Here is a 354-nt window from a genome sequence, read left to right as displayed (position 1 = left end):
TCGCTATGCGAGTCACGAAATAACGCAGGACTGGATAAAATTGGTGGGTCTGGGCAGATTTGAACTGCCGACCTCACCCTTATCAGGGGTGCGCTCTAACCAACTGAGCTACAGACCCGGCACTGTACCGCTGCAAGCTTGCTGCTCTCCGGCTGGCCGACCTCACCCTGCTTTCCATTTAAGGTCAGGGGGTGCGCTCTAACCAACTGAGCCACAGACCCAGCTCACAAAACACAGTCTTTGCTCTGGCCGATCAGGTAATTCATTGTGAGCACTTGCCGCGAGGCGTGATACGTCGTTTAAGGAGGTGATCCAGCCGCAGGTTCCCCTACGGCTACCTTGTTACGACTTCAC

1 tRNA gene and 1 rRNA gene are annotated in these 354 nt (G+C 55.1%); both read right to left on the bottom strand.

Annotated elements, in window-relative coordinates:
- Positions 1 to 41: 41 nt before the first annotated feature.
- A tRNA-Ile gene (locus HOP58_RS22860) sits at positions 42 to 118 on the bottom strand.
- 182 nt (positions 119 to 300) lie between these two features.
- A 16S ribosomal RNA gene (locus HOP58_RS22855) occupies positions 301 to 354 on the bottom strand; the annotation flags it as partial.

It is taken from the genome of Halomonas sp. MCCC 1A11062, assembly GCF_021404355.1.
Taxonomy (GTDB): Bacteria; Pseudomonadota; Gammaproteobacteria; order Pseudomonadales; family Halomonadaceae; genus Halomonas; species Halomonas aerodenitrificans.
Note: the sequence above shows the minus strand (reverse complement) of the source record. Positions and strands in the feature narration are given on the sequence as shown.